The sequence below is a fragment of the Leifsonia lichenia genome, from assembly GCF_054780215.1.
Map to the genome: position 1 here is coordinate 126,948 of NZ_BAAGWT010000002.1, position 16,296 is coordinate 143,243.

Annotated in this window: 16 protein-coding genes and 1 tRNA gene; 9 read left to right on the forward strand and 8 right to left on the reverse strand. The window is 70.6% G+C overall.

The genetic code is table 11. The annotated features are described in order from the left end of the window. Positions 1 to 10 precede the first annotated feature (10 nt). Complete coding sequence (locus tag ACYVGI_RS05135; RefSeq protein ID WP_460631593.1) at positions 11 to 820, reverse strand: nuclease-related domain-containing protein; 810 nt, start codon at positions 818 to 820, stop codon at positions 11 to 13. Positions 821 to 885: 65 nt separating this feature from the next. Next, positions 886 to 1,158, reverse strand: coding sequence for a hypothetical protein (locus ACYVGI_RS05140; RefSeq protein ID WP_460631594.1), 273 nt, complete (start codon positions 1,156 to 1,158; stop codon positions 886 to 888). Between the two features lie 48 nt (positions 1,159 to 1,206). On the opposite strand from ACYVGI_RS05140, the gene ACYVGI_RS05145 reads away from it, so the two are divergent. Beyond that, entirely contained in the window at positions 1,207 to 1,470 is a 264-nt protein-coding gene (locus ACYVGI_RS05145) for a hypothetical protein (protein WP_460631595.1), read from the forward strand. Between the two features lie 115 nt (positions 1,471 to 1,585). Here ACYVGI_RS05145 and ACYVGI_RS05150 read toward each other — a convergent pair whose 3' ends face one another. Next, positions 1,586 to 2,971: a cryptochrome/photolyase family protein gene (locus ACYVGI_RS05150; RefSeq protein ID WP_460631596.1), complete on the reverse strand. Its 1,386-nt coding sequence runs from the start codon at positions 2,969 to 2,971 to the stop codon at positions 1,586 to 1,588. Positions 2,972 to 2,977: 6 nt separating this feature from the next. After that, positions 2,978 to 3,616: an MBL fold metallo-hydrolase gene (locus ACYVGI_RS05155; protein WP_460631597.1), complete on the reverse strand. Its 639-nt coding sequence runs from the start codon at positions 3,614 to 3,616 to the stop codon at positions 2,978 to 2,980. 92 nt (positions 3,617 to 3,708) lie between these two features. On the opposite strand from ACYVGI_RS05155, the gene ACYVGI_RS05160 reads away from it, so the two are divergent. The 3 genes from ACYVGI_RS05160 to ACYVGI_RS05170 all read left to right on the forward strand — a co-directional run bounded on the left by ACYVGI_RS05160 (position 3,709) and on the right by ACYVGI_RS05170 (position 7,163). Next, positions 3,709 to 5,838 carry a heavy metal translocating P-type ATPase gene (locus ACYVGI_RS05160; RefSeq protein WP_460631598.1) on the forward strand — a complete coding sequence of 710 codons (2,130 nt, stop codon included), beginning with the start codon at positions 3,709 to 3,711 and terminating at the stop codon, positions 5,836 to 5,838. Positions 5,839 to 6,092: 254 nt separating this feature from the next. Further along, positions 6,093 to 6,992, forward strand: a complete 900-nt coding sequence (locus tag ACYVGI_RS05165) for a YegS/Rv2252/BmrU family lipid kinase (RefSeq protein ID WP_460631599.1) — start codon at positions 6,093 to 6,095, stop codon at positions 6,990 to 6,992. A 98-nt stretch (positions 6,993 to 7,090) separates the two neighbouring features. Then, positions 7,091 to 7,163, forward strand: a tRNA-Glu gene (locus tag ACYVGI_RS05170). Positions 7,164 to 7,252: 89 nt separating this feature from the next. On the opposite strand, the gene ACYVGI_RS05175 is transcribed toward ACYVGI_RS05170, so the two are convergent. The 4 genes from ACYVGI_RS05175 to ACYVGI_RS05190 form a co-directional block, all read right to left on the reverse strand. After that, complete coding sequence (locus ACYVGI_RS05175) at positions 7,253 to 7,903, reverse strand: hypothetical protein (RefSeq protein ID WP_460631600.1); 651 nt, start codon at positions 7,901 to 7,903, stop codon at positions 7,253 to 7,255. A 24-nt stretch (positions 7,904 to 7,927) separates the two neighbouring features. Then, entirely contained in the window at positions 7,928 to 9,313 is a 1,386-nt protein-coding gene (locus ACYVGI_RS05180; RefSeq protein ID WP_460631601.1) for a HAMP domain-containing sensor histidine kinase, read from the reverse strand. Further along, the gene (locus tag ACYVGI_RS05185) at positions 9,306 to 9,995 is read right to left on the reverse strand and encodes a response regulator transcription factor (RefSeq protein WP_460631602.1); all 690 of its coding nucleotides are present in this window, start codon (positions 9,993 to 9,995) and stop codon (positions 9,306 to 9,308) included. Before ACYVGI_RS05185 ends, ACYVGI_RS05180 begins: the two co-directional genes overlap by 8 nt. A 62-nt stretch (positions 9,996 to 10,057) precedes the next feature. Further along, complete coding sequence (locus tag ACYVGI_RS05190) at positions 10,058 to 10,285, reverse strand: KTSC domain-containing protein (protein ID WP_460631603.1); 228 nt, start codon at positions 10,283 to 10,285, stop codon at positions 10,058 to 10,060. A gap of 202 nt (positions 10,286 to 10,487) precedes the next feature. Here ACYVGI_RS05190 and ACYVGI_RS05195 point away from each other — a divergent pair, with 202 nt between their 5' ends. The 5 genes from ACYVGI_RS05195 to ACYVGI_RS05215 are packed head-to-tail and all read left to right on the forward strand — an operon-like array spanning position 10,488 to position 16,246. Then, positions 10,488 to 11,594 (forward strand): TerC family protein, encoded by a 1,107-nt coding sequence (locus ACYVGI_RS05195; protein ID WP_460631604.1) that lies wholly within the window; start codon positions 10,488 to 10,490, stop codon positions 11,592 to 11,594. Then, complete coding sequence (locus ACYVGI_RS05200; RefSeq protein ID WP_460631605.1) at positions 11,591 to 12,403, forward strand: PP2C family protein-serine/threonine phosphatase; 813 nt, start codon at positions 11,591 to 11,593, stop codon at positions 12,401 to 12,403. Before ACYVGI_RS05195 ends, ACYVGI_RS05200 begins: the two co-directional genes overlap by 4 nt. Before the next feature lie 11 nt (positions 12,404 to 12,414). Continuing rightward, positions 12,415 to 13,716, forward strand: coding sequence for an FHA domain-containing protein (locus tag ACYVGI_RS05205; RefSeq protein ID WP_460631606.1), 1,302 nt, complete (start codon positions 12,415 to 12,417; stop codon positions 13,714 to 13,716). Further along, positions 13,713 to 15,473 carry a serine/threonine-protein kinase gene (locus tag ACYVGI_RS05210; protein ID WP_460631607.1) on the forward strand — a complete coding sequence of 587 codons (1,761 nt, stop codon included), beginning with the start codon at positions 13,713 to 13,715 and terminating at the stop codon, positions 15,471 to 15,473. Before ACYVGI_RS05205 ends, ACYVGI_RS05210 begins: the two co-directional genes overlap by 4 nt. Then, positions 15,470 to 16,246: a hypothetical protein gene (locus ACYVGI_RS05215; protein ID WP_460631608.1), complete on the forward strand. Its 777-nt coding sequence runs from the start codon at positions 15,470 to 15,472 to the stop codon at positions 16,244 to 16,246. The genes ACYVGI_RS05210 and ACYVGI_RS05215 overlap by 4 nt, the downstream gene beginning before the upstream one ends. Positions 16,247 to 16,296 lie beyond the last annotated feature (50 nt).

Sequence of the window (16,296 nt, forward strand, 5' to 3'; positions counted from 1 at the left end):
CCCGAGCGGCTCAGCGCCCGAGCAGGGCGCCCGGCAGGAACGGCAGCGCGATCGCGACGGCGCTCAGCGCGACCGCGAGCAGCCAGCCCAGCCGCACGACGCGGGCGGAGCGGTCTTCGCGGGCGATGGCGTCGAAGCGTTCGACGGTGTCGGCGTTCGCCGGGTCGCAGCGCTCCGGCGCCGGGCTCTGCAGGCTGGTGCGCCAGGTGGCAGGGTCGTCGACGACCCGCACGATCGCGGCGACGGTCGCGGCGTCGATCACGGCAGGACGCCGGGTGAGCCAGCGGTTCAGGCCGTCCGCGCTCAGGACGGCGACGCGGGCCGGCTGCTGACGCACGGTCAGCTTCCTCGCACCGACGACGGCGACGACGGCATTCACCGGAGCGATCAAGCCCGCCGTGGCGAGCACCTTCCTGATCCGCGACGCCTCGAACTCGGAGTTGCGCAGGTACGGCTTCTTCGCGCCGTTCACCAGGACGGCGCGCTCGCCCACCCACACCTCTGCGCCCTGGTGGCTCTTCGTGTTCACGGCGAACACGCCGCCAGGGCCGACGACGAGGTGGTCGATGTCGGCGTCGCCGGAGCCGACGGGGAGCGCGTGGAACGCCGTCCAGCCGTCGGGGAGCCTGTCCAGCACTGCGCCCACCTCGCGCTCGCCGAGGGCGCCGGCGAACCACGGCCGGGCGTCGGGCGTCACCGGCCGCACCCCGAACGCGCGGGCGACGGCCGTCCGCGGAGGGACGTCGTCGTGCAACCGGACGACCTGCTCCATCACCGCGTATCCGGCGACCCTGTCGCGCATCCGTTGGCTGTTCTCCACCGCGCAACCGTACCGAGTGGATGCGCGGCCCTCCAGGCCCCCAACCAGGGCGCGATCCGTGCGGCCTACCCCTTGGTGAGGGGCAGCTCGTCGTCGCCGGGCAGGCGCTCCTGAAGGGAAGCGTTGCGCTCGGCGACGGTGTCGAGGCGCTCGTCGTCGTCGGCGCCGAGCTCGGTGACGGCGTCGGTCAGCTCGTCGGCGTCGCGGGGCTCGGTGTCCCTGGGCTCGGTGTCCCTGGGCTCGGTTTCAGGCTGGTCGGCCTCGCGGGGCTCCTCGGCTTTCTCGGCCTGGTCCTGGGTGCGCGGCGGGGCGGGCTTCGGCGCGTTCTGTTCGCTCATGCGGCGCACTCTACGCTCCCGTCGGATGCCGGGACTACACTGCCGCGCATGAGCCGAATCGAGACCGGAATCGTGTCGTACACCCTCTCCGGCGACTACTACGCCACGGTCGGAGCCGACTTCGACACCGAGGCCGTCGACGACGCGATCCTCGCCGAACTGAACAGGATGCTCCCCTCCGGCATCGTCGTGGAGCGCAGCGGCAAGGTCTTCGCGGATGAGGACAGGGCGGACGAGGCGAGCCGGATCGACTGGAGCGCGCTCCTGAAGCGCATCGACGTCGACCAGATCCTGGCCGAGCACGGCCGCTGACGCGCGCCCGACGCGCCCGCCGACCGCATCCACCATCGAGTGGTCCCGAATTGCCGCGCGAACGCGTGCCCACACGGCAATTCGGGACCACTCGGTGGTGGATGCGGCGCGCGAGTCAGCGCCCCTTCACCACGTCGTAGGCGGCCAGCGCCGCCCTCCGCGTCTCCGCCAGGTCGACGATCGGCTCCGGGTACGCCTCCGTCTGCCACTCCGGCACCCAGCGGCGCACGTAGTCGCCGTGCCTGTCGAACTTCTCGCGCTGCAGTTCCGGGTTGAAGACCCGGAAGTACGGCGCCGCATCCGCCCCGCTGCCCGCCACCCACTGCCAGTTGAACGGATTGCTCGCTGGATCCGCATCCACCAGCGTGTCCCAGAACCACTGCTCGCCGTGCCGCCAGTCGATGAGCTGGTTCTTGATCAGGAACGACGCGACGACCATGCGCACCCTGTTGTGCATCGTGCCCGTGTGCCAGAGCTCGCGCATCCCCGCATCCACCAGCGGGATGCCCGTCCGGCCCTGCTGCCAGGCGCGCAGCGCGGCCGGGTGCAGGCGGGGCCAGGGGAAGTCGTCGAACTCGCTGCGGATGTTCTCGGTGGCCAGCGCTGGGCGCTGGAACAGCGTGTGGTACGCGAACTCGCGCCAGCCGAGCTCGGAGAGGAACGTCGCAGCGCCCTCCGCGGTGCTCCGGTCCCTGGCCGCTGCCGTCGCGTGCCAGACCTGGTGCGGGCTGAGCTCCCCCCAGCGCAGGCGAGGCGACAGCCGCGAGGTCGCGTCGATGCCGGGGGTGTCCCTGTCTGCCTTGTATGAGGCGACGTCCTCGGCGAGGAAACGATCGAGCGCGTCGTGCGCCGCGTCCTCGCCCGGCTGCCAGGAGTCGCGGAGGCCGCCCGCCCAGTCCGGGTGTGTCGGGAGCAGCCCGAGGTCGGAGACGCTGAGACCGGGATGCGGTGGGGCTCCGGCGATGGAGGCCGGCGCATCCAGCGGTCGGCGCGGTGCCGGTGCGGCGAGGCAGGCCCGCCAGAACGGCGTGTAGACGGAGAACGGAGTGCCGGAGCCCGTGCGGATCGTCCACGGCTCGAACAGCAGGTTCGCGCCGAAGCTCGACGCCTCCCTGCCGTCCGCCCGCGCTGCGGACTTCACGGCCTCGTCGATCGTGCGCTCCGCGAGGCCGTAGCGCCGGTTCCAGAAAACGGCGGCGGCGTCCGTCTCGCGCAGCAGGTCGCCGACCACGCGCTCGGCCGGGCCGCGCAGGACGGTGAGGGAACCGCCAAGCGCATCCACTGCCGCCGCGAGCGACACGAGACTGTGGTGCAGCCACCACCGGGATGCGCCGCCCAGCGCTCGCACGCCGGGCGACTCCTCGTCGAGCACGTAGACGCAGACCACGGGCAGCCCGCTGCCTGCCGCCGCCGTCAGAGCCGGGTTGTCGGCGACCCGGAGGTCGTCGCGGAACCAGACGACGGCAGGCCGGTCATCCCGCTGCGCGTTCTGTCTGCTCACGTGCGCCTAGATGTCGAGCGTGTCGTTCGGCTCCAGCGGGAAGAACTCGCCGCCGCTCTGCTCGGTCGCCCACTTGATACGTGCGTTCGACATGTCCTTGCCGCCGCGGGAGAGCACCATTTCGTGCGTGGGGAAGCTGCGCTTGGGCTTGACGGCGAGCACGAAGTCGATGGTCTCGCCGATCTTCAGCCAGGGCGCGCCCGCCGGGGTGGCGAGCACATCCACGTCGACGCCCTCCGGGATGGTGAACGAGTCGCCAGGGTAGTAGAGCTCGTCGTTGATGAGCACGCCGAGGTTGTCGACCACCGGGATGCTCTCGTGGATGACCGCGTGCCGGCCGCCGAAGAAGCGGAGGGTGAACGGGGCGGCCTCGACGGTGTCTCCGGCGTGGACGACGGTGACGTTGAAGTCGGTCGCGGCGGTCGCGACGCCTTCGGGGGCGAAGATCTGCACGTCCGGGTTGAGGTCGAGGATGCGGCCGAGCTGCTCAGGAGTCCAGTGGTCGGCGTGCTCGTGCGTGATGACCACGGCGACGGTGTTGGCGGTGTCGGTGAGGGGGGAGGTCAGGCTTCCCGGGTCGACGAACAGCTTCTTTCCCGATTCTTCGAGGAGCAGGGCGGCGTGTTCGAACTTCGTCAGTCTCATGACTTCAGGAAATACCCAAAAGGGTGCCGGTGCAACTCGGCTGAGAAAGGCTTGAGGAATATACCCCCTGGGGGTACTGTTCTGATGTGGATATGAACGAGACGACGAAAAATCAGGCGCACGAGACCCCGCACGACCAGGCAGCGCACGACCACTCAGCGCACGACCACTCGGCCCACGACCACTCAGCGCACGACCACTCGGCCCACGACCACTCCGGCCACGCCGGGCACGACCCGGCGGTCTTCCGCCGCAAGTTCTGGCTCACGCTGGTGCTGACCATCCCGACCCTGGTGTTCTCGCACGGCCTGCAGGACATCCTCGGCCTCAGCGGCCCCCGGTTCCCCGGCAGCCAGTACATCCCGGCGGCGTTCGGCATCGCGATCTTCTTCTACGGCGGCCTGGTGTTCCTCCGCGGCGCCGTCGACGAGCTCCGCAGCCGCCAGCCGGGGATGATGACCCTCATCTCGCTCGCGATCGTCGTCGCGTTCGGCTACAGCCTGGCGGTCACCTTCGGGCTGCCGGGCATGGACTTCTGGTGGGAGCTCGCCACCCTCATCCTGATCATGCTGCTCGGCCACTGGATCGAGATGTCCGCGGTGATGGGCGCCCAGGATGCGCTCGGACAGCTCGCCAAGCTGCTGCCGGACGAAGCGGAGCGCCTGGGGACCGCATCCACTGGCGGCGCCGGAGCGGAAGGCGGGGCGACCGCACCCACCGCCGAGCTCGTGCCGGTGAGCGCCCTCGCGGTCGGCGACCTGGTGCGCGTGCGACCGGGCGCCGCCGTGCCCGTGGACGGGGAGATCGTCGACGGCCGCTCCGACCTCGACGAGTCCCTGCTCACCGGGGAGTCCAAGCCGGTCGCGCGCGGGGCGGGGGAGCAGGTCGTCGCCGGCTCCATCTCCGGCAGCGGCTCGCTCGTGGTCAGGGTGACCAGGACGGGCGGCGACACGGCGCTCGCCGGAATCATGCGGCTGGTCTCCGACGCCCAGGCCAGCAAGTCCGGCACACAGATCCTCGCCGACCGCGCGGCCGCGCTCCTGTTCTACGTCGCGCTCGCCGCCGCATCCCTCACCCTCGTCGTGTGGGCGATCCTGCGGCCGGGGGATCCATCGTTCGTGCTCGAACGCGTGGTGACCGTGCTCGTGATCGCCTGCCCGCACGCCCTCGGTCTCGCCATCCCGCTCGTCGCCCAGATCTCCACCGCCATCGGCGCGAAGAACGGACTGCTGATCCGCGACAGGCACGCGATGGAGGACGCCCGCCTCATCGACGTCGTCCTCTTCGACAAGACCGGCACCCTCACCGAGGGGCGCCAGGGCGTCTCAGCCGTCGCCGCCACCGATGGGGATGCGGATGCGCTGCTCGCGCTCGCCGCAGCCGTCGAGGCTCCCGCCGAGCATCCCATCGCCAGGGCGATCGTCGCGGAGGCCGCGGACCGCGGGCTCGCGGTGTCCGCCGCAGCGGACTTCGAAGCGCTCGGCGGGCGTGGCGCGACCGCGCGCGTCGGCGGCGCCGTGGTGACGGTGGGCGCGCCGCGCCTGTTCGCCGAGCGGGGCGTGGCGCCGAGCGCGGAGGTCTCCGCCGCCGCGTCGGCCGCCGAGGCGGAGGGGCAGACCGTCGTGTACGTGCTGCGCGGGGACGAGGTCGCCGGGATGATCGCACTGGCGGACGTGGTGCGCCCGGAGTCGGAGGAGGCGGTGCGCATCCTGCACAGCAGGGGTGTGCGCGTCGCGATGCTGACGGGGGACTCGCGAGCCGTCGGCGAGGCCGTCGCCGCCCGGCTGGGCATCGACGAGGTGTTCGCCGAGGTGCTTCCGGGCGACAAGGCCGGCACGGTGGCGCAGCTGCAGCAGGGCGGGGCCCGGGTGGCGATGGTGGGCGACGGCGTGAACGACGCCCCCGCGCTCGCGCAGGCGGACGTCGGCATCGCGATCGGCGCAGGCACGGATGTGGCGATCGAGTCGGCGGGCATCGTGCTGGCCTCCAGCGACCCGCGGGGCGTCGCCAAGGTGATCACGCTGTCGAGGGCCACCTACCGCAAGATGCTGCAGAACCTCGCCTGGGCGGCCGGCTACAACGTGATCGCTCTGCCGCTGGCAGCCGGGGTGGCGACGGGCATCGGCATCGTCGTGTCCCCGGCGTTCGGCGCTGTGCTGATGAGCGTGTCGACGATCGTGGTGGCGCTGAACGCGCAGCTCCTGCGGCGCGTGCGGCTGTAGCCGCGCGCTGCCTTCTCCTTCCGAACGGAGCTTCCGTCGCTGCACCCCGCGTCTCCTCCGTCCGAACGGAGATCGCGCGCCCTCCGCGCGAAACCTCCTGCAGAACGGCGCACCGTCCGTCTCTCCGTTCGGCAGGAGTTCTCGCGCGGATGCCGCGCAGACTCCGTTCGGACGGAGGTTGCGGCGGCGTGTCGAGCGGGGTCTCCGTTCGGACGGAGATCGCGGGCGCGGAAGTTCGGCCATAATCGTGCACTATGGCCACCTCCCGTACCGTCGTCGTCGCGGTGAACCCGATGGCGTCGTTCGGCAAGCGGCGCGAGGTCGGGCCGCGCGTGATCGAGCGGCTCCACGCGGCGGGGCACACGGTGGTGGCGCTCGACGAGGCCAACGTCGAGCTGCTGCGCCGGGAGGCGAAGGCGGCCGTCACGGCCGGAGCCGATGCGCTCGTGGTGGTCGGCGGGGACGGCATGGTGAACCTCGGCGTCAACATCGTCGCGCAGACCGACGTCCCTCTCGGCATCGTGCCGAGCGGGACGGGCAACGACATGGCGGACGGCCTCGGCATCCCGGTCGCGGACACCGAGGCGGCCATCGACGCCCTGCTCGGCGCCCTGCAGCGTCCTCCGCGGCGGATCGACGCCGGCGTGGTCAGGCACGGCGGTCTGAGCACCTGGTTCGGCTGTGTGCTGTCCGCCGGGTTCGACGCGACCGTCAACGAACGCGCCAACCTGATGACCAGGCCGCGCGGGCGCAGCCGCTACGTTTTCGCGCTACTGCGCGAGCTCGCGACGCTCCGCCCCATCCCGTACCGCGTCGTCGCCGACGGCGTGCCCGTCGAGCGGGAGGCGCTGCTGATCGCCGTCGCGAACAACCGGTCCATCGGCGGCGGGATGCGCGTGGTTCCGCACGCCAGCGTCGACGACGGGATGCTCGACCTGTTCATCGTGAAGGAGATGCCGAAATGGCGCTTCCTGCGGATGTTCCCCAAAGTATTCTCCGGAACGCATACGGACCTGGATGAGGTCTCGTTCGCGCCGGTGCGCACCGTCACGATCGACGCGCCGGGCGTCGTGGCGTACGCGGACGGAGAGCGCATCGGTCCTCTTCCGGTCGAGGTCTCCGTCGCTCCCGGCGCACTGCTCGTGCTCGCCTGACCTGCTCGGCCGGAGCCTGGGATGCGCCACGCCCGGGATGCACCGCCCGTTTTGGAACAGCGGCGAAGGGTGTGGCATACTCATTGAGTTGCAAAAACGGCCCCATCGTTTAGCGGCCTAGGACGTCGCCCTCTCACGGCGGTAACGCGGGTTCAAATCCCGCTGGGGTCACAACAGCCCGGATGTCAGTTCTTCACTGACATCCGGGCTTTTTTCATGCCTCCGTCGTCGTGCGCCGTCTGGCCGACCTGTCGCGTCCGTCAGGCGCCGGGCGTGGGCGTCGCGGTCGGCGTTCCCGCGGTCTTCGCCCGCAGGGGGACATGGACGACGCGGGATGCGGTCACGGTGTGGCCGGTGCGGGTTCCGAGCACGCCGACCCTGTCACCCACGACGAACGAACTCTTCGCGACCGGTGCCTTCGCGGTGCCGAACGCCGTGTGCGGGGTCAGCTTCACGGTGACCGTCGCTCCGGATGCGCTGTGCAGCGTCCAGGTGTCGCGGCCTGCAGCCGAGATGGTTCCGACCGCGCCGCGGGCTCTGTGCGTGGTGTGCGTCCTGCCGTGCTTCGCGGTGGTGTGCGACGCCGTCGTCATCGACGCAGGCGATGCTGCGGTCTGGGTTCCCGCGACCGCGGCGGAGACGCCCCACGCTGTGCCTCCCGCGACCACGATCACGGCCAGGACGGCAGCGGTGACGGCGAGTCCGACGGAGTGCCTGCGGAGGAAGGCGGGGGAGCCGTCCGCGGCCGCACGTCCAGGCGCCGCGATGGGCTGTGCATGGTACGCGGGCTGCGCCGGGTACGCGGGCTGCGCCGGGTACGCGGGCTGCGCCGCCTGCTGATTCAGCGGGACCGTGGGCTGCTCGTCAGGGCCGGGGCCGGGAGCAGCATCGGGGGTATCGTTCGTGTCCATGTCCCTCAGACTCGCACCGGAATGTCAGCGCTCCGCGGGCGAAATGTACGAGGACGGTAAGGACACCGAGAACGCCGCCCCGCCCTCTGGCGCGGCGTCGACCGCCATCGAGCCGCCCAATCGGCCGATCAGGCGGCTCGCGATGGAGAGGCCGAGCCCCGTCCCGACCGAGCGGACGTCGCGATAGCGCGCGTGGAGCGCACCACGCTCGAACGCCACGGCCATATCGTCGGCGCTCAGCCCTGGGCCGCCGTCGCGGACGGTGAGCCGGACCCCGCCCGCCGTCGCAGCCGCGGCCACCACGATCGTCCCGTTCTCCGGCGTCACCCTCAGCGCGTTCTCGATCAGACCGTCCGCGACCTGACGCAGGCGCAACTCGTCGGTTGCCACCATCAGTGGCGCGTCCGGGATGTCGGCGCGCACGGTCACGCCGTCGCGTGTCGCGGCGCCGCTCCACGCGGTCACCGCCCGCTGCACGGTCTGCCGGGCGTCGAACCGCTGCGGGTCGATGGTGAAGTCGTCGGCCTCCAGGCGCGCGAGCTCGAGCAGGTCGCCCAGGAAACGGTGGAGCCGTTCGGCCTCCGCCGTCAGGGTGATACCGACGTCCGCCGCGTCGTCCTGGGTGACCAGGCCATCGGCGAGCGCCTCGGCGTAGCCGCGGATCGCCGTCAGCGGTGTGCGGATCTCGTGAGAGACGGAGAGCAGGAACTCGCGCTGCCTGTCTTCGCTGACAGCGAGCGCCGAGTCGAGGCTGCGCATGGCCTGGGCGATGTCGTCGATCTCCGCGATCGACTCGTCGGCGATGGACACCCCGCGGCGTCCCGCGGCGAGTTCGCGCGCACTGCCCGCCAGACGGCTGAGCGGCCGGCCGAGTCGCCGCGCGAGCAGGACGCCGACGATGCTCGCCGCGGCGAGACCGATCACGAGGGCGACGATCAGCCAGCGGACGAGGTCGGCGTTGGCCGCAGCGATGTCGGCGACCTTCCGCACACCCACGATGCCGCCGCCGTCCGCGGACGGGATCCCGACGAGCACCGCATCCGAGCCGCCGAGCGTCGTCGTGCCGGAGACGGTGCGCCCGTCCTGCAACGCACGCACGACGGAGGGGGAGACGGATGCGCGCGCACCGCCGGAGACGGCACCGCCGGGAGCGACGGTGGCGAACCTGTCGCCGAGGGAGGCAAGCCGGGCGGCTGCGACGTGCGATCCCGTCTCGCGAGCGGAGACGAGCGCCGTCGCCTGCGCCGTGAGCTCCTTCCTGGCCTGGTCCTCCGCGACCCTCTGCACCGCCTGCACGGCGATGAGCGCTGTCACGAGCACGGCGATGAGGCTCACAGCGAAGGTGGCGAGCACGATCCGCCCTGTGATGGATGCGCGCCGCCATCGGGTGCGCGCCCGCTCGTCAGGCATCCGGTTCCGCCACGCTGTAGCCGACTCCGCGCACCGTTCGGACGAGTCCGGACGCCGAGGCCAGTTTGAGCCTCAACTGCGCGACGTGCACATCCACCGTCCTGCTGCTGCTGTAGTCGGCGACGCCCCAGACCGAGGAGAGGAGCTGTTCGCGGGTGAACACCCGTCCCGGCTGACTCATCAGGTGGTCCAGCAGGTCGAACTCGGTCGCCGTCAGCTCGACTCTGACGCCTGCCACCTCGACGACGCGCCGACCGGCATCGAGGAACAGAACACCGATCCTTCGTTGCTCCAGACCGGTGCGCACCTGGGAGCGCCGGATCAGCGCGCGGACGCGCGCGACCAGTTCGCGGGGCGAGAACGGCTTGGTGAGATAGTCGTCCGCGCCGAGTTCGAGCCCCAGGATGCGGTCGACCTCGTCGTCGCGTGCGGTGACGAACACGATCGGCGTCCAATCCCCGGCGGACCGGAGCGCCCTGCACAGCTCAAGGCCGTCCAGTCCAGGGATGCCGATGTCGAGCACGATCGCGGCCGGGCGGAGCCGGGAGACGGCGTCCAGAGCGCGGCGACCCTCCGTCTCCACGTGGACTCCGAACCCGCTCCTCGTCAGGTACAGGCGTTCGAGGTCGACGATCGTCGACTCGTCCTCCACGACCAGCACCAGACCCTTGTCATCGCCCACGGCTCCATCTTCGCTGCGAGCACGACGACGACGCCGCGATTCGCAGGCGCCTTACCGCTTCTTTACATTCCGCTCTCACGCCCGACCTTCTCCACCGGATACCGGTCCCTGATCTCCTCCGCGAAATACCGCCCCGCGCTCTCCGCCTCCCAGAGCCCGCGCCACACCCGCTCCGGCACGATCCAGTACCTGTACACGTCCCCGCTGACGAACTCGAGTTCCAGGATGCGCGCCTCCCGGTCGTATCCGCCGGACGCGAGCACGCTGCTGGTCAGGGGGCGCCGCTTCATAGCGCGCACTGTAGACCGCCCGGCCACGCGCATCCGGTAGACTGTTCGGAGCGAAGGGGAGTATCCCGGACGGCCCTTTACGGGTCGGCGCTGTGGACGTCATCACGGTTCGAGTCTTCGAGCCCGGGCACAGCGGCACCCGATATCGGGTGCGGGAGAGACTTTCGGACCCGTTTCTGGTGCCCTTCGAAAGGTTTTCCCCGTGGAGCTTGCTCTTCCCGCTTGGTTCGAAATCGGATCGATGGTCGTTCTGCTGCTGATCCTGGCGTTCGACCTGCTGATCGTGTTCAAGCGACCGCACATCCCGAGCCCGAAAGAGTCGACGCTCTGGGTGTCGTTCTACGTGGCGCTCGCGCTGCTGTTCGCCCTCGCCATGCTCCTCATCGGGGATGCGGAGCACGCCGGGCAGTTCGTCGCGGGCTGGCTGACCGAGTACAGCCTGAGCATCGACAACCTGTTCGTCTTCGTCCTGATCATGGCGAGGTTCGCCGTGCCGAGGAAGTACCAGCAGGAAGTGCTGATGGTGGGCATCATCATCGCGCTCGTCCTGCGCGGCATCTTCATCATCCTCGGCGCATCGCTGATCGCGTCGTTCAGCTGGATCTTCTACATCTTCGGCGCGTTCCTGCTCTGGACGGCCATCCACCAGGCGCTCAGCAAGCACGACGACGAAGAGGGCACCAAAGACAGTTGGTTCGTGCGCTTCACCCGCAGGCACCTGAAGGTCTCTGACCAGTACGAGGGCAACAAGCTGCGCACCACGGTGAACGGCACCAGGATGTTCACCCCGCTGCTCATCGTGTTCCTCGCGCTCGGCACGACCGACCTGCTGTTCGCCCTCGACTCGATCCCCGCGATCTTCGGCATCACGCAGAGCCCGTTCATCGTGTTCGCCGCCAACGTGTTCGCTCTGATGGGTCTGCGACAGCTCTACTTCCTGCTCGGTCACCTGCTCGACAAGCTCGAATACCTCAAGTACGGCATCGCGTTCATCCTCGCCTTCATCGGCGTCAAGCTGGTGTTCCACGCGATGCACGAGAACGAGCTGACGTTCATCAACGGCGGCCAGCACATCGAGTGGGCGCCCGATATCAGCACCATGATGTCGCTCGGCGTGATCGTGGGATCCATGGCAGTCGCTACGATTGCAAGTCTGGTGAAGCTGAAGCTCAGCGGCACCTCTGTCGCCGCCGCCATCCACGGCGACGGTGAAGACGACGCGGACGCCACGGACGGCGCGAACGGGTCCACGGACTCCGGGCGCGCACCGGCAACGACCGCGAAGACGCAGGAGGAAACCGGTACATGACGTCAATCGTCGGCGTGAGCGTTCGCAGCGATGTCGGTGCGGTACGGCACGTCAACGAGGACAGCATGATCGCGGTGGACCCGGTGTTCGCCGTCGCCGACGGGATGGGCGGCCACGCCAGAGGGGATGCGGCCAGCCAGACGGCGGTCGAGTCCATCGGCCGCACCATCGCCGCGGGCAGCCTTCCCACCCCGGACGAGGTCATCGCGGCGATCGACGAGGCGAACGCCGCCGTGCGCGCACTGTCCGGCGCGGACGAGTCCGGGGTCGCCGTCGCGGGCACGACGCTCACCGGCGTGGTGCGCGTGCGGGTGCCGGAGCTCGCGGAAGAGCAGTGGATGGTCGTCAACGTCGGCGACTCGCGGGTCTACCTGTGGGACGGCAGGGCGCTCACACGCCTGAGCGTCGACCACTCCGCGGTGCAGGAGCTGGTGGACGCGGGCCTCATCACAGAGGCGCAGGCGGCCGTGCATCCCGAGCGGAACGTCATCACGCGTGCGCTCGGCGCTGAGGATTTCGTCGACACGGACTCGCTGCTGCTGCGCGAGGAGGGTCGCCAGACGTTCCTGATCTGCTCCGACGGGCTCACCAAGGAGCTCAGCGACGAGGCCATCGCGCGCATCCTCGCGGACGGCGGAGCGGACGTCGCCGACCGGCTGGTCACCGCGGCCATCGCCGCGGGAGGGCGCGACAACGTCACCGTGATCGTGGTTGAATCGACGGCGGGGGATGCGGAACCGGCTTCCGATGTCACGGAAGACAGGCCGGAAGACAGCCGCTCTCTCGAAGACACGCAGCCGAGAGGGTAGGTTTCACCGACGTGTTCGACGTGCAGCAGACGACAACCGGGGACTGGGCGGTGGTCGCGGCGGGAACGCGCGCGCTCGTCGTCGAAGCGCAGAACGCGTCGTCCCTTCGCACGCTGGCGTCCGCCGTCGCCTCGGGTTTCGCCGCGACGCTGGAGGCGCTTGCGGCGGACGGGTTCGCCAGGACGCCCTCTTTCGGCCTGATCGACGGCGGGGCAGGACGGGCGATGATCGCGGTCCGCGGCCCGGTGGTCGCGACCGTGCAGACGGCGGCGGGGGAGCGCCGCATCGACGCGGATGGCGTCTCCACCTGGGTGGAGCAGCAGGTGGCGGAGGCGACAGCGGTATTGCTCGCGGTCGAGGCCGGGGCTGCGGCGGATGCACGGGAAGCGGCGGATGCACGGGATGCGCGCCGCCCGGCCCTGCCGCTGGCCGAGGGGATCGTCTGGGGCACGGCGGTGAGCTGGGCCGGCGATGTCGGCTCTGCCGCACCGGCCGTCGCACAGGAGCGGAAACGCGCGCCGATCACCGCGCCGGTCGCGGTGGAGCCGCAGCCGGTCGAGCCGGAGCCCGTGCATCCCGAGCCCGTGGATGCGGTCGCGGACGAGACGCGCATCCCGGACACCACCGTGAGCGAGGCGACCATCGCGCAGCCGGCCGACCAGGACCAGGACCCGGACACCGATCCAGACGCCGACGCCGACGCGAACGGCTACGACCACCTGTTCGGCGCCACCATGGTGCGCAGCGTCGAGGACGCCGCCGTGCGCCCGGCGGACGAGGCGGAGCCCGCGCGTATCGACCTGCCGCGGTTCATCACCGATTCCGCTCCCGCGCGTCCGAGCGCGGAAGCGGGCGACCACGACGGCCTCACCATCATGTCGGGTAGCCTCGGCGGCCTCCGTGACCGCGACGGCCGTCACGGCGATCACGAGCAGGATCAGGCGCACGAGCAGCCTCCGGTCGCGACGTCTCCGCGGTTCTTCGTCGACCTCGCCGACGGCAGGCGCGAGTACCTCGAGCCGCCGATCGTCGTCGGCCGCGCCCCCGTCGCCTCCACCACCGCGCGCGGACCGGCCCCGCGCCCGGTGACCGTGGACAGCGCCGAGCGGGACATCTCCCGGTCGCACACGACCATCGCCGTCGAGGGCGACACGGTCGTCGTCACCGACCTGCACTCCCGCAACGGCACGATGATCGTGCTGCCGGGCAAGCAGCCGCAGAAGCTGCGCAGCGGCGAGCCGACCGCGGTCATCGCGGGAACGGTCGTGGATCTGGGCAGCGGCGTCACGCTCACGGTCGGTGAGGACGCATGAGGCGTCTCGCCTCGCAGCCGCCGGCCCTGCCGGGGTTCCATTTCATTCGGCTGCTCGGTTCCGGCGGGTTCTCGGATGTGTTCCTCTACGAGCAGGAGCTGCCGAAGCGCAGCGTCGCCGTGAAGGTGCTGCTCACCGACAGCGTCGACGACTCCGCTCGCGCCCGGTTCGTGGCGGAGGCGAACGTGATGGCCAGGCTGTCCGCGCATCCATACATCGTCACGATCTATCACGCCGACATGTCGGCGGACGACCGGCCGTACCTGGTGATGGAGTACTGCTCAGGCCCGTCGCTCGGCGACCGGTTCAAGCGCGAGCGCTTCACCGTCGAGGACGCCCTGCGCATCGGCGTGCGGCTGTCGAGCGCCATCGCGACGGCGCACAGCGTCGGCATTCTGCACAGGGACATCAAGCCGGCGAACGTGCTCACCACCGACTTCGGCTGGCCCGCGCTCACCGACTTCGGCATCGCCTCGGCGCTCGAGGAACTGCCCGTGCACACCGCGTCGCTCAGCTCGCTCCGCGGCGGGGACGCTGACACCGGCACGAGCGGCAGCCGCTCGGTGGGGCTCAGCGTGCCGTGGTCGCCCGCCGAGATGTTCGACGACGACCCCCAGCCGGATGTGCGCAGCGACGTGTTCTCGCTCGCCGCGACCATCCACACCATCCTCGCCGGGCGCACGCCGTTCGAGGTGCCGGGCAGGGCGAACGGCACCCTCGACCTCATCGGCAGGATCGAGCGCGGGATGATCACCCCGATCGACAGGGACGACCTCCCTCCGTCGCTCGTCGCCGTGCTCCGCAAGGGCATGGCGACGTCGCGTGCCGATCGCTTCGCGACGGCGGTCGACTTCGCCAGGGCGCTGCAGCGGGTGGAGCTGGAGCTCGGCTTCGCCCCGACCAGCATCGACGTGCCGAACCTGCGGACGCTCGACGAGTCGCCGCCGTCGGCGTCCGGCGAGGACGAGACGCGCGCCCGCTCGGTGCAGACCGTGGATGCGCAGGGACTCGCCGCGCAGAAGAAGCCGAACGCCCCTACGCCGAACGCCCCTACGCCGAACGCGCTGACGCCGAACGCGCCGACGAACGAGCGGCAGTCGCCCGCCGCACAGGACAGCACGGTGACGCGCTCCGGCCTGGTCGAGGTTCCTCCTGAGCTGCTCGCGGGACCGACCGTGGTGCGCGGCGCCATGCCGACCGTGCATCCGGGTCCGGAGCGGGAGACCGCTCCCGAGAACACGATGCTGCGCCCCAGGGGCGACGCGCGGACGAAGCAGGAGGCCGAGCAGGAGGCCGAGCGGGCACAGGACGGCACGTCCGAGTCCGGCGCCGCCTCCCGCGCATCCCGCCCGCGCTGGTTGCTTCCCGTGATCGCCGCGGCGGCCGTGCTCGTGGTCGCCGGCGGTGTGCTCGCCGCCGTGCTGCTGCCGTCGGCGACCCCCGCGGCGTCGCCGACGCAGCGCCCGGGCAGCGACCAGGACGGGACGGTCGCCGTCACCGTGGTCCCGCCGCCGACTCTGGTCTCCGCCACCCGCAACGCGCAGGGCACCACGGCGACCATCGTCTGGAAGACGGCGAAGCCGCAGAAGGGCGACCAGTACCAGTGGGTGCGGGAGGGGACGACGGACGTGCCGGAGGTCACCGCGCAGCCGAAGGCCGAGCTCACCGGGCTCACCGCCGGCGTTCCGGTCTGCATCGACGTCGCCACCGTGCGCTCCGGCAGGACGTCGGAGCCGTTGAAAGCGTGCTCGCAGTGAAACCGCTGACCATCGACTACTGCGGCGAGCTCTACACCGTGACCGAGCCCGCCGAGTTCGGCATCGGCCGCGAGGCCGACCTCAGCATCGACGACAACCCGTACCTGCACCGCCGGTTCCTCAGCATCAGCAGCGACTTCGGGATGTGGTGGCTCTCCAATGTCGGAACCCTCCTGACCGCGACCGTCAGCGACTCCACCGGCACCGTGCAGGCGTGGCTGGCTCCCGGCGCCAAGCTGCCGATCGTGTTCCAGACCATGCACGTCATGTTCAGCGCTGGCGCGACCACGTACGACTTCACGATCAGCAGCGAGGACGACTTCTTCAACACGGCGGTCTCCGTCAACGACGCGGGCGGCTCGACGACGATCCTGCCGGTGACGCTCACCACCAGCCAGCGGCAGCTCATCGTCGCGCTCTCCGAGGGCGTGCTGACGCAGGCCGTGCCCGGCCGCGGCACCATCCCGACCTCGGCGGAGGCCGCTGCGAGGCTCGGCTGGAGCATGACGACGTTCAACCGCAAGCTCGACAACGTCTGCGACAAGCTGGACAAGCTCGGAGTGGCCGGGCTCCGCGGAGGCAGAGGCAAGCTCGCGACCAACCGGCGAGCGCGGCTCGTGGAGTACGCGGTCACCACCAGGCTCGTCGGGCTGGACGATCTCGCCCTGCTCGACGCCGACACCGCGAGGGCATCCAGCGCCGAGCCGGATGCAGGGACAGAGGCGGATGCGACAGAGTCAGCAGAGCCGTCGGCGGCACGGGAGGATGGGTAGACCTCCCCATCCACGCCCGTCCGGGGGCCGTGTTAGCGTAGTGGTCGTTC